Source organism: uncultured Mediterranea sp., from assembly GCF_902493215.1.
GTDB lineage: Bacteria > Bacteroidota > Bacteroidia > Bacteroidales > Bacteroidaceae > Bacteroides.
The window spans coordinates 15,662-28,547 of the sequence record NZ_CABUOL010000012.1; the positions used below are offsets into that span (position 1 = coordinate 15,662).

The window sequence follows — 12,886 nt, forward strand, 5'->3', positions numbered from 1 at the left end:
TAACAATATGGGAAACCCGAAAGCATTTCTCACCATTCCGCGCCAGGAAGCGGGATACAGACCGATACACGAACGCATAAACGATTATAGCGAAGTAGAACAGACACTGAATACCAGCGAACGCAAGCTGCAGGCCAGCCGCTGCATGGACTGTGGCGTCCCTTTCTGTCACTGGGCCTGCCCCTTGGGTAACCGCCCGCCCGAGTTTCAGGATGCTCTGTGCAAAGGCGAATGGCAGAAAGCCTACGACATCCTGAGCCGTACGAACGACTTTCCTGAATTTACGGGGCGTATCTGCCCTGCCCTGTGCGAGAAATCGTGCGTGCTGAAACTCTCGTTCGACGCCCCTGTCACCATCCGTGAAGACGAGGCCGCCATCATCGAAGCTGCTTTCCGTGAAGGATATATCCAACCGAAGCAGTACGAACGCAACGGACGCCGCGTGGCCGTCATCGGTTCGGGACCAGCCGGACTGGCTGCCGCCAACCAACTGAACCGTCGTGGCTACGAGGTAACCGTTTTTGAACGGGACGAACAGGCTGGCGGTCTGTTACGTTACGGCATCCCCAACTTCAAACTGGGCAAGAACATCATCGACCGCCGCCTGCAGATTATGGAGGCCGAAGGCATAAAGTTCCAACTCAATACCTCCATTGATCTGGCCTGCCTGCCCGAAGGTTTCGATGCTTATGCTGTCTGCACCGGCACACCCCAGGCACGCGACCTCGCCATCCCCGGACGCGACCTCGCTGGTATCCACTTTGCCATGGAGATGCTGGCACAACAGAACCGCATCCTGGCCGGGCAGACATTCGACGCGAAAGAGCGCATCACAGCCCGCGGCAAGCACGTACTGGTCATCGGTGGTGGTGACACGGGCAGCGACTGCATCGGAACCTCGCACCGACAGGGCGCCCTGAGCGTGACACAAATCGAAATCATGCCCCAGCCACCCGTAGGACACAATCCCGCTACCCCCTGGCCACAATGGCCCGTGGTACTGAAGACCAGCTCCAGCCACGAAGAAGGATGTACACGTCGCTGGAGCCTGAACTCCAACAAGTTTATCGGGAAAAACGGCCGTGTCACCGGCGTGGAGGTAGAAGAAGTGGAATGGCTGCCTGCACCCGACGGCGGACGCCCCCTGATGAGACCTACAGGGAAAAAGGAAATCATAAAGACGGACTTGGTACTGCTGGCCATGGGATTCCTCCGTCCACAGCTACCCGAGTTACCGAAGAACGCTGTCGTGGCAGGCGATGCAGCCACAGGTCCCAGCCTGGTAGTAAAGTGTATTGCTGCCGGAAGACGTGCCGCTCAAGACATCGACCGGATGCTGAGCCATTAAGTATTATAACAACCATTAAAATTTTCAGAAATTATGTGTGGAATAGCTTGCATTTTCAATATCAAACAACAGACACCCGAACTGAGACAGAAAGCACTTACCATGGCGAAACGTATCCGACACCGTGGCCCCGACTGGAGCGGAATCTATTGCGGCGGATCGGCCATCCTGGCTCATGAGCGCCTGTCCATCGTCGATCCGCAAAGCGGCGGACAGCCCCTGTATTCACCCGACCGCAAGCAGGTTCTGGCCGTCAACGGTGAGATCTACAACCATCGAGACATCCGCAACGACTTTGACGGCGAATACCAGTTCCAGACGGGTAGCGACTGCGAGGTCATTCTTGCCCTCTACCGTCGTTATGGCACGGACTTCATCGAACGCCTGAGCGGCATCTTCGCCTTTGCTCTCTACGACGAAGAACGCGATGAATTTCTCATTGCCCGCGACCCCATCGGCGTCATACCTCTTTATATAGGCCGTGATACCGACGGCACCGTCTATTGTGCCAGCGAACTGAAAGCCCTTGAAGGACTGTGCAACGAATACGAACCTTTCCTTCCCGGCCATTATTATTGGAGCCGCGAAGGCGAGATGCGCCGCTGGTACAAACGCGACTGGACGGAGTATGATGCCGTAAAAGACCGTTATACTTCACAATCCGCTGACAAAGCTTGGCGCACCCAGGTAGCCGACGTACGTTCCGCCCTTGAAGATGCCGTACGACGCCAACTGATGAGCGACGTACCCTACGGTGTCCTGCTTTCAGGCGGACTGGACTCATCCGTCATCTCTGCCGTAGCCAAGCTCTACGCCGACCGCCGTATCGAAACCAACGGACAGCAGGCTGCGTGGTGGCCGCAACTCCACTCGTTCGCCGTGGGCCTGAAGGGTGCGCCCGACCTGGAAAAAGCACGCCTCGTTGCCGAGCACATCGGCACCGTCCACCACGAAATACACTATACCATCCAAGAAGGTCTGGACGCCATCCGTGACGTCATCTACTACATCGAGACCTACGATGTCACTACAGTACGTGCTTCTACGCCGATGTATCTGCTGGCCCGCGTCATCAAGTCGATGGGCATCAAGATGGTACTCAGCGGCGAGGGAGCTGACGAAGTGTTTGGCGGTTACCTTTATTTCCACAAAGCTCCCAATGCACAGGCTTTCCACGAGGAGACCGTCCGCAAGCTTTCCAAGCTCCACCTCTACGACTGCCTGCGAGCCAACAAAAGCCTCTCGGCCTGGGGTGTTGAAGGCCGCGTACCCTTCCTCGACAAGGAATTTCTTGACGTGGCCATGCGCCTGAACCCGGCGGCCAAAATGTGTCCCGGCCATACCATCGAGAAGAAAATTGTCCGTGAAGCCTTTGCCGAACTGCTGCCCCAAGCCGTGGTCTGGCGGCAAAAAGAACAGTTTTCTGATGGTGTAGGCTATTCGTGGATTGACACGTTGAAAGCTTTAACTTCTGCAGCTGTCAGTGATGAACAGATGGCTCATGCTTCCGAGCGTTTCCCCATCAACCCGCCACAGAACAAAGAAGAATATTATTATCGTAGTATCTTCGAAGAGCATTTTCCCAGCGAATCGGCTGCACGGAGTGTGCCCAGTGTACCCAGTGTGGCCTGCTCCACCGCCGAAGCCTTGGCCTGGGACGCCTCGTTCCGCAACCTGAACGACCCCAGCGGCCGTGCCGTAGCCGGCATACACGAAGCCGCATACTGACAAATACGACACTTTTTTTCTATCTCTAATTTAAAGGTCAAGGCGCACGACCGTCCTCAGAACTTAAAGGACAGTCGATGCGCCTTATTTCATTTTATCACATTAAGCGAATAAAATATTTCAGATTAAAACAAACAGGCCGTATATCGATTATAAAAACAAAGCAAACAAGAATAATTCTAGAAAAAGGGAAGCAAAAACAATGCTAATTTCTCAAATTGTCATACATTTGCATCAAATAAAAACAAAAAGAAACACATAAAACAAATAATTAAAGCAAAATGGCAACAATCAGATTTTCTAAAATGCATGGTGCAGGAAACGACTACATCTATGTAGACAGCCGGAAATATCCTATAGAAAATCCGGAAGAGCTGGCCAGAAAATGGAGCTGCCCGCATACGGGCATCGGCAGTGACGGCCTGGTACTGATTGGCCGTTCAGAAAAAGCCGATTTCAGCATGCGTATTTTCAACGCCGACGGTTCTGAAGCCCGCATGTGCGGCAATGCCTCGCGCTGCATCGGCAAATACGTCTACGAAACTGGGCTTACGTCGAAAACAGAGGTTACGCTGGAAACACTTTCCGGTATCAAAGTGTTACAGTTACATCTGACAGACGACAAACTGGTCGGAAGCGTTACAGTCGACATGGGACCGGCTTCAGACATCCACACCGTGGAGCTGGGCGAAGGTTACAATCCCCAAGAAGGAATCGCGGTATCCATGGGCAACCCGCACCTCGTGCTCTTCACAGACAATCTTTCGCAGCACGAGATTACGACGACAGGCCCCCTACTGGAATGCCACCCCCTCTTCCCCGACCGCGTAAATGTAGAGTTTGCCCAGATACGTTCCGACGGCAGCATCCGCATGCGGGTATGGGAACGCGGTTCGGGCGTCACGCTGGCCTGCGGAACGGGAGCCTGCGCCACAGCCGTAGCAGCCGCCTTCAGCGGACGAACGCGTGGAAAAACGACCGTTGAGATGGACGGGGGCAGCCTGACTGTCGAACAAGACCCTACCACAGGACATGTGCTGATGACAGGACCTGCGGTGCACGTATTCGACGGTGAAATAGAGTATTGACAAATTATCCAACTTAAAACAAAGATAAAGATATGGCACTTGTAAACGAACATTTCCTGAAACTTCCGGGCAGTTATCTGTTCTCGGACATCGCCAAGAAAATCAACACGTTCAAGATTACACATCCCAAGCAGGACATCATCCGGCTGGGCATCGGCGACGTCACCCGCCCCTTGCCACCCGCCTGCATCGAGGCCATGCACAAGGCTGTGAATGAGATGGCAGACGAAAGCACGTTCCATGGCTACGGCCCCGAACAGGGATACGACTTCCTCATCGAAGCCATCCTGAAGAACGACTTCGCCCCACGGGGCGTACACCTTTCGCCATCGGAAATCTTCATCAACGACGGTGCCAAAAGCGATACGGGAAACATCGGCGAACTGCTGCGCTGGGACAACAGCATGGGCATCACCGACCCAGTCTATCCCGTCTACGTAGACAGCAACATCATGTGTGGACGTTCGGGCGTGCTGGGCGAAGACGGCGCATGGAGCAATGTCACCTACTTGCCCTGTACGGAGGAAAACGGCTTCGTACCTGAACTGCCCAAACACCGCATCGACCTGCTCTACCTGTGCTATCCCAACAACCCCACCGGTACGACCCTGACCAAGACCGAACTGAAGAAATGGGTGGACTACGCACTGGACAACGACACGCTCATCGTCTTCGACGCGGCCTACGAGGCCTACATCCGCGAAGACGACGTACCCCACTCCATCTACGAAGTGAAGGGGGCCAAGAAGTGCGCCATCGAGATACGCAGTTTCTCGAAAACGGCAGGTTTCACCGGCCTGCGGTGCGGCTACACCGTGGTGCCCAAAGAGCTGACCGCCGCCACCCTGACCGGCGACCGCGTAGCCTTGAACAAGCTGTGGCTACGCCGCCAGTGCACCAAGTTCAACGGCACCAGCTACGTCACCCAGCGTGCCGCCGAAGCCATCTATACGCCGGAGGGAAAGCAGCAAGTGAAGGCCAACATCGACTACTACATGCAGAACGCCGCTACCATGAAAGCGGGACTGGAAGCTGCAGGCCTGAAGGTCTACGGCGGAGTGAACGCTCCCTATCTCTGGCTGAAGACTCCCGACGGTGTCGGTTCATGGCGTTTCTTTGAGCAGATGCTCTACGAAGCCAACGTGGTAGGCACACCCGGCGTAGGCTTCGGCCCCAGCGGCGAAGGCTTCATCCGCCTCACCGCCTTCGGCCGCCACGAAGACTGCCAGGAAGCCATGCGGCGCATCCGCAAATGGTTGGCCTGAACGGAAGCCATGCCCCCCGAACACAGAAGAAGTTCTTCTCTGTCCGCAGAAGAAGTTCTTCTCCGAACGCAGAAGACACCCTTCTCCGAACGCAGAAGACATTCTTCTCCGAACGCAGAAGACGGTCTTCTCCAAAATGTGGAAAATTACAGACACAGTTATCAACCAACAAATACAACACATTATGTCAAAACTGAGATTCAGAGTAGTGGAAACGGCCTTCAAGAAGAAGCCCGTTCCCGTAGAGATTCCCAAAGAACGTCCGTCGGAATACTTCGCCAAGTATGTATTCAACAGAGAAAAGATGTTCCGTTACCTGCCGAGCAAAGTATACGACAAACTGGTGGACGTCATCGACAACGGTGCCCCGCTGGACCGCAGTATTGCCGACGAAGTGGCTGCCGGCATGAAGAAATGGGCCATCGAAATGGGAGCCACACACTACACCCACTGGTTTCACCCGCTGACCGAAGGTACGGCCGAAAAACACGACGCCTTCGTGGAACACGACGGCAAGGGCGGCATGATGGAGGAGTTTACCGGCAAGCTGCTCGTACAGCAGGAGCCCGACGCCTCCAGCTTCCCCAACGGCGGCATCCGCAACACGTTCGAGGCCCGAGGCTACTCGGCCTGGGACCCCTCGTCGCCCGCCTTCATCGTGGACGACACGCTGTGCATCCCCACTATCTTCATTGCCTATACGGGCGAATCACTCGACTACAAAGCCCCGCTCCTGAAGGCCCTGCGTGCTGTGGACAAGGCAGCCACCGACGTCTGCCACTACTTCAACCCCGACGTCAAGAAGGTCAATGCCTACTTAGGTTGGGAACAGGAATACTTCCTGGTAGATGAAGGCCTCTACGCCGCCCGCCCCGACCTGCTGATGACCGGCCGGACACTGACCGGCCACGACTCGGCCAAGAACCAGCAGCTGGAAGACCACTACTTCGGCGCCATCCCTCCGCGTGTGGCTGCCTTCATGAAGGAGCTCGAAATCGAAGCCCTCAAGCTGGGTATTCCCGTCAAGACCCGCCACAATGAGGTAGCTCCCAACCAGTTCGAACTGGCCCCCATCTACGAAGAATGTAACCTGGCCGTCGACCACAACATGCTCATCATGGCCCTGATGCGCAAGATTGCCCGCAACCACGGCTTCCGTGTGCTGCTTCATGAGAAACCTTTCAAGGGCGTCAACGGCAGCGGCAAGCACAACAACTGGTCGCTGGGGACCGATACCGGCATACTGCTGATGGCTCCCGGCAAGACGGCCGAAGAGAACCTGCGCTTCATCACCTTCATCGTGAACACACTGATGGCCGTCTACCGCCACAACGGCCTGTTGAAGGCCAGCATCTCCAGTGCCACCAATGCACACCGTCTGGGCGCCAACGAAGCACCTCCCGCCATCATCTCTTCCTTTCTGGGCAAGCAGCTTTCACAGGTATTGGCCCACATCGAGGAGAGCGACAAGGACGAACTCATCAGTCTGAGCGGCAAACAGGGCATGAAGCTGGATATCCCGCAGATACCCGAACTGCTCATCGACAACACCGACCGCAACCGCACCAGCCCCTTCGCCTTCACCGGCAACCGTTTCGAGTTCCGCGCCGTAGGTTCGGAAGCCAACTGTGCCAGTGCCATGATAGCCCTGAACGCCGCTCTGGCCGAACAGCTGACCGACTTCAAGCACGACGTGGATGCCCTTATCGAAAAAGGAGAAGACAAAGTATCGGCCATCCTCGACGTCATCCGCCGCGATCTCAAGACATGCAAGCCTATCCACTTCGACGGCAACGGCTACAGCGACGAGTGGAAGGCCGAAGCCGCCCGCCGCGGACTGGACTGCGAAACGAGTGTACCCGTCATCTTCGACAACTACCTGAAAGAAGACAGCATTGCCATGTTCGAAAAAACAGGCGTCATGACCCGCAAGGAACTGGAGGCGCGCAACGAAGTAAAGTGGGAAATGTACACCAAGAAAATCCAGATTGAGGCTCGTGTATTGGGCGACCTGGCCATGAACCACATTATCCCCGTAGCCACCCAGTACCAGACCGGACTGGTGGACAACGTCTACAAGATGAACGGCCTTTTCCCTGCCGACAAGGCAGCCAAACTCTCGGCCAAGAACCTGGAACTCATCGAGGAGATTGCCGACCGCACCGCCTTCATCAAGGAACACGTCGATGCCATGATCGAAGCCCGCAAGGTGGCCAACAAGCTGGACAGTGAACGTGCCAAAGCCGTGGCCTACCACGACTACATCGTCCCGATGATGGAAGAGATACGTTACCACATCGACAAGCTCGAACTGATTGTCGACAATCAGATGTGGACACTGCCCAAATACAGAGAGTTATTGTTCATCCGATAGATTAGTTGATTTTCTTTATTAGTTGTTTTAAGTTTATGCAGGGGAAGACATCCGCGAGGACTTTCTTCCCCTTTCATTTTTCGTTAATAAGACCAAAATATCGGCTCATCATACTACCCGGTATTGCACAATTCCATTATATTCTCCATATTTGTAACGATTACAAATAAGTATTATTTTAAAAAGTCAAAACATGAAAAAGCTTATCGGATTTTTATTGGTATGGCTGTGCGCATCAGCCGCCGTAGCACAAAACAAAAGTTTTCAACTCTCCAGCCACATTTTGGACATCAATCTCGGAAAACCTGCATCCGGAGTGAAAATCAGTCTGTCCCGACTCCAGGCTGACCAACAGAACTGGATGACCATCGAAGAGAAGGTGACCGATGAAAACGGTAGAATCAAGGATTTCCTGGAGGAAAACGGAACCGACCACCGGGGGGTCTATAAGCTGACCTATCACGTCGCTTCCTATTTCAAGTCACAAGGCCAGGAAACTTTCTATCCCTTCATTGAAGTGGTGTTTGAAATCAGGGACGACAAACATTATCATGTCCCCATTACGCTTTCTCCCTATGGCTACTCCACCTATCGGGGTAACTGAAAGGGCCAAACAAAAAAAGTTGGCGGATAAAGCCTAAATCGAAAATAATTCCTACCTTTGCCGCCACGATTTCGGTTTCGCTGCCTCTATCGCTTCGGAGCGTACGATGAAAAGGGAATCAGGTGAAACTCCTGAACAGACCCGCTGCTGTAAGTCCTCCCTCCCGGGAAGTCTTTGGAAAGACCCGAGCCACTGTTCTACTCACAATATTAGAGGGAATGGGAAGGCATCCAAAGATGGGACAAGTCAGAAGACCTGCCAAAGTCGACAAACGTTTTAACGCTTTCGGGGAATAAAGCGGTGAAACATAGAGCCGGAAGTCCTGCCGCCTGATAGCCTGCGGGACAACCGTTTCTCCATGTCCACATTTTACTGCTGTTTCCCGGCCATTTTTATTTGGAAGTTATAAAAAAATGAAAAGAGGAGAAACAGTACACTATTCCTATGTCAGACTGCTCACGATATGGCTTTGTCTCTTGACGGGTACAACCTACTTGATGGGACAACAGAAAGTCCGTCTTTCCGGGCAGGTGACCGATATCCAGGGCCGTCCCATCGAACAGGCCACCATAGCCATCGAAAACACGTCGACAGGCTGTTACAGCCAAGCCGACGGACGTTATGAACTTGCCGTGATGCCGGGCGAGCAGACGGTGGTCGTCTCGTTCATCGGGTACGAGACACAAAAAACGTCTCTGAAAATCACAAGTTCCACAACACTGGACTTCCAGCTGAAAGAAAACAATGTAGGCCTGGGAGCTGTGGAAATATACGGCAAAAGTCAGACACAGAAACTGAAGGAAAGTGCTTTTACCGTCAATGCTCTTGATGTAAAAACAATGGCATCATCCCTGAGCAACCTGAACGACCTGGTAAACCGTACGACTGGCATCAAGGTACGCGAAGAAGGCGGTGTGGGTTCAGACTTCGACCTGTCCATCAACGGCCTTTCGGGCAACTCCGTCCGCTACTTTCTGGACGGCATGCCTTTGAGCAGCAAAGGCAGTGATGTAACTCTGGCCAACCTGCCCGTAAACATCATCGACCGCATCGAGATCTATAAAGGAGTAGTTCCTGCCCATCTGGGAACAGATGCTTTGGGCGGTGCCGTCAATATCATCACCAAGCAAGAACAGAAAAATTACCTGGACGCCTCTTACGGCATAGGTTCTTTCCACACACACAAAGCCGACCTGAACGCACAGTTTGTAGAGCGACGGACGGGACTCATCATCCGCCCCACCATCGGAATCAGCTATTCAAAAAACGACTATAAGATGAAAGACGTCGAAGTGTGGGACGACGAGCAGGACCAATATATTTATGCCGACCGCAAACGCTTTCACGACGACTACTTCTCGCTACTCGGACAAGTGGAAATCGGCTTTGCCAACAAGTCATGGGCAGATGCATTCTTTGTCTCGGGTTCCTATTCGAAAGTCGACAAAGAACTTCAGACGGGTTCGGTACAGACCGTCGTCTATGGAATGGCCGAACGGCAGACCGATGCCTGGAATCTGTCGGCACGCTACCGGAAACGGAATTTTCTGGTCGAAGGACTTCAGATGAACGCCTCCCTCTCGCATACCTGGGACCACTCGCTGACGGTCGATACCGCCTACCGCAAATACAACTGGAACGGCGACTACATTGCAAGCTCCCGTAATGAAATCACCGGAAACAAACGTTCCATGCGCTACTACAAACGCCCCATGACGCTGGTCCATGCCAACACCGACTATGCTCTGAACAACCATCACAGCCTCAATCTGGACTATTCAATGAACCGGACGGGCAACAATCGATATGACGACCTTGATACCGACTTCGAACCGTCGAACGACGTGCTGACAAAGCACATCATCGGTTTCTCCTACCATCAGTCCTTTTTCAACGACCGCTGGAACACGACCTTCTTTGTCAAAGACTATGTGAACCATGCCGACATCCGACAGACTGATTCGGGAGCCACGACAGGCTCCAACAACGTACATGGTTCCATCACCAAAAACTACCTGGGCTACGGAGCCGGTACCCGCTTCATCTTTACAGAACCCTTTGCCCTGAAAGCCTCTTTCGAGCACAGTGTACGCCTGCCTATAGCCCGCGAGCTACTGGGCAATGGTTCTACGGTCTACGCCAACGTAGCACTGGAACCGGAGCAAAGCGACAATGTCAATCTTGGCTTTTTCGGTACCTGGCATCCGGCTGCCGGACACACACTCTATTATGAAGCCAACGGATTTCTGCGCAACGTGGACAACTTCATCCAAGTACAAGTCATCGAAAAGGAAGGCATGCTGCAATATCAGAACGTGCCAGCCGTACACATCAAAGGTGCCGAAGGAGAGCTCCGCTACACCTGGCAGAACAAGCTCCAACTCTCGGGCAACCTCAGCTATCAGGACGCACGCGACCAGCAGCAATATAAGACCGACGGCAAGCCCTCGGCCACCTATGACAACCGCCTGCCCAACCGCCCCTGGCTGTTCGGCGGTGCCGAAGCAAGCTATACGTTCCATAATGTAGGGATGCCCGACAGCCGTCTGCGTCTGAATTTCAACTATCAATGGGTACATTGGTACTTCCTGACATGGGAAGCCTATGGTTCCTACGAGAACAAATCGCGCATCCCCACGCAGCACATCTGCAATGCCGGCGCATCCTATTCCTGGAAGAACGACCGCTACAGCCTTTCATTGGAATGTAGCAACCTGTTGGACTATACCGCCTATGACAACTACAAGTTGCAGAAACCGGGAAGAGCGTTTTTTGCCAAATTCCGACTTTTTATCAATTAACCCTAACTATAATTTTTTATCAACATGAGAAAATTCAAACATTTCCTGAGTACAGGTATGGCTATCCTGATGGCCGCGTCTTTTACCGCATGCTCCGACGACTCCAACGGAGACAAGGGAGGGAACTCCGGTAACAACAACCTTGATTATCATTTCGACCTCTTCATGAGTGTAGGCAAACATGGCGGTATGAGCCAAGGCGACGGAACCATCGTACGAAGCGTGTCCGACCTGAGTGCAACAGCAGACAAAATATCCATTGAAGGCATCGGATCGGAATTCGAATCGGACGGAAACACCTATACCATGGAAGCCATTGTCAAAGGGAAGTATTATTACGAAGTGCCCTACCAGCCAGCCGACCGTTTTGTAAAACTGGAAGTGAACTACGACCCGAAGACCGGCAAAAATGCCCTCAACGTCGTGGCACAACGGCCCTTTGCCGAAGGATACACTTTCAAGGCCCGTTCGTACACACACGCCTGGCTCGATGACAAGACACTGATTGTCATGGCAGCCAACGGCGATGCCGACCAAATCATTTGGACGAAACTCAATGCAGACGACATGAAAATAATCGACAGTGGCACACTGAGCGAAATTACTGCGCCCAATGGATATCCGGTACTCACTACCTCCGGCATCCTGACCTATCGTCAAAGCGACCAGAAGCTCTACTACTTCTATTTTGCCAAAACATCGAAACGCAACGGAAAAGCCACTCCCTACTTCTATACGGCTGTCATCAACCCCACAACCATGAAAGTGGAAAGCAACGAGCCCAACAACATTGCCCAGCAAATGGCCGGAAGCGCCTATGGCGAACTGATGCAGAATTGTGTCATGTACGACGAGAACGACAACCTCTACCTCGCCACCTTCACGCCCGATGAGAACGAGAAAGAAATCGGCCACCTGCTCCGAATCAAGAAAGGTGAAACCCAGTTCGACTCCAGCTACGACGGCTATCCCAATGCCGACGGCAAGCTGCTGACCCTCCAATATCTGGGTAACGGCAAGGCATTGGCCTACGCCCGCAACGATGCCGGTGACCCGCAGGATGGTACACTCAACATCGACTCCTACTGCCACTACTATACCATTATCAACCTGGCCGACGGAAGCCGCGAACGCCTGAAATACAACGGTACTGAAATTCCTTATAGCGCAGGCCGCTTCTCACAACGCACAGCCGTTGTCAACGGGAAAGCCTATATCGGAGTCAATACCCGCGAAGAATCCGGCATCTATATCTATGACATCGCAACCGGTAAAGTGGAAAAAGGAGCTGAAGTAGACAGTGGGTTCTATTTTGACATCCTTCGCGTTATGAATAATCAATGACATCCGACGGCAAAATCAAAATCAAATCAGTGAAACAAAGGACAGACGGACAGAAGAAAAAGTTTCAAAAGTTGCATTGACAACGAAACTAGTAGTTTCAAACCTGTTCCGTTTCTTGAAACCATCGGTTTCATTAAAGGAAACCACCGGTTTCATTCAATGAAACTAGTGGTTTCATCCTATGAAACTATTTTGATGCCTGTGAGAGGAAAATCTGAATCCAGAGCAGAATAACCGTAATATGGTTACAAAAAAACTGCATTTGTCTACATATCGTCCCGCTGTCTTTGCCTACCTTTGCACATACGTTTGAATAAAAGACTATAGAACATAA

8 protein-coding genes and 1 riboswitch are annotated in these 12,886 nt (G+C 52.8%); all 8 genes read left to right on the forward strand.

Annotated elements, in window-relative coordinates; genetic code table 11:
- The first annotated feature begins 7 nt into the window (after positions 1 to 7).
- The 8 genes from RDO88_RS08535 (at position 8) to RDO88_RS08570 (ending at position 12,552) form a co-directional block, all read left to right on the forward strand.
- A complete protein-coding gene (locus RDO88_RS08535; RefSeq protein WP_307758973.1) occupies positions 8 to 1,348 on the forward strand; it encodes a glutamate synthase small subunit in 1,341 nt (446 codons plus the stop codon).
- Between the two features lie 33 nt (positions 1,349 to 1,381).
- On the forward strand, positions 1,382 to 3,076 hold the full coding sequence (asnB, locus tag RDO88_RS08540; RefSeq protein ID WP_307758974.1) for an asparagine synthase B: 1,695 nt from the start codon (positions 1,382 to 1,384) through the stop codon (positions 3,074 to 3,076).
- 281 nt (positions 3,077 to 3,357) lie between these two features.
- Positions 3,358 to 4,164 (forward strand): diaminopimelate epimerase, encoded by an 807-nt coding sequence (gene dapF, locus RDO88_RS08545; protein WP_307758975.1) that lies wholly within the window; start codon positions 3,358 to 3,360, stop codon positions 4,162 to 4,164.
- A gap of 32 nt (positions 4,165 to 4,196) precedes the next feature.
- Positions 4,197 to 5,429, forward strand: a complete 1,233-nt coding sequence (locus RDO88_RS08550) for an LL-diaminopimelate aminotransferase (protein ID WP_307758976.1) — start codon at positions 4,197 to 4,199, stop codon at positions 5,427 to 5,429.
- Positions 5,430 to 5,613: 184 nt separating this feature from the next.
- On the forward strand, positions 5,614 to 7,803 hold the full coding sequence (locus RDO88_RS08555) for a glutamine synthetase III (RefSeq protein ID WP_307758977.1): 2,190 nt from the start codon (positions 5,614 to 5,616) through the stop codon (positions 7,801 to 7,803).
- A gap of 193 nt (positions 7,804 to 7,996) precedes the next feature.
- On the forward strand, positions 7,997 to 8,407 hold the full coding sequence (gene uraH / locus RDO88_RS08560; RefSeq protein ID WP_307758978.1) for a hydroxyisourate hydrolase: 411 nt from the start codon (positions 7,997 to 7,999) through the stop codon (positions 8,405 to 8,407).
- A 55-nt stretch (positions 8,408 to 8,462) separates the two neighbouring features.
- Positions 8,463 to 8,685: riboswitch (cobalamin riboswitch) on the forward strand.
- A 135-nt stretch (positions 8,686 to 8,820) separates the two neighbouring features.
- Complete coding sequence (locus RDO88_RS08565; RefSeq protein ID WP_374043929.1) at positions 8,821 to 11,208, forward strand: TonB-dependent receptor domain-containing protein; 2,388 nt, start codon at positions 8,821 to 8,823, stop codon at positions 11,206 to 11,208.
- Between the two features lie 24 nt (positions 11,209 to 11,232).
- Positions 11,233 to 12,552 (forward strand): hypothetical protein, encoded by a 1,320-nt coding sequence (locus tag RDO88_RS08570; protein WP_307758979.1) that lies wholly within the window; start codon positions 11,233 to 11,235, stop codon positions 12,550 to 12,552.
- Positions 12,553 to 12,886 lie beyond the last annotated feature (334 nt).

Coding starts and splice junctions, on each gene's coding strand:
- RDO88_RS08535 (WP_307758973.1), top strand. CDS start 8: ATGGGAAACCCGAAAGCATTTCTCACCATTCCGCGCCAGGAAGCGGGA.
- asnB (WP_307758974.1), top strand. CDS start 1,382: ATGTGTGGAATAGCTTGCATTTTCAATATCAAACAACAGACACCCGAA.
- dapF (WP_307758975.1), top strand. CDS start 3,358: ATGGCAACAATCAGATTTTCTAAAATGCATGGTGCAGGAAACGACTAC.
- RDO88_RS08550 (WP_307758976.1), top strand. CDS start 4,197: ATGGCACTTGTAAACGAACATTTCCTGAAACTTCCGGGCAGTTATCTG.
- RDO88_RS08555 (WP_307758977.1), top strand. CDS start 5,614: ATGTCAAAACTGAGATTCAGAGTAGTGGAAACGGCCTTCAAGAAGAAG.
- uraH (WP_307758978.1), top strand. CDS start 7,997: ATGAAAAAGCTTATCGGATTTTTATTGGTATGGCTGTGCGCATCAGCC.
- RDO88_RS08565 (WP_374043929.1), top strand. CDS start 8,821: ATGAAAAGAGGAGAAACAGTACACTATTCCTATGTCAGACTGCTCACG.
- RDO88_RS08570 (WP_307758979.1), top strand. CDS start 11,233: ATGAGAAAATTCAAACATTTCCTGAGTACAGGTATGGCTATCCTGATG.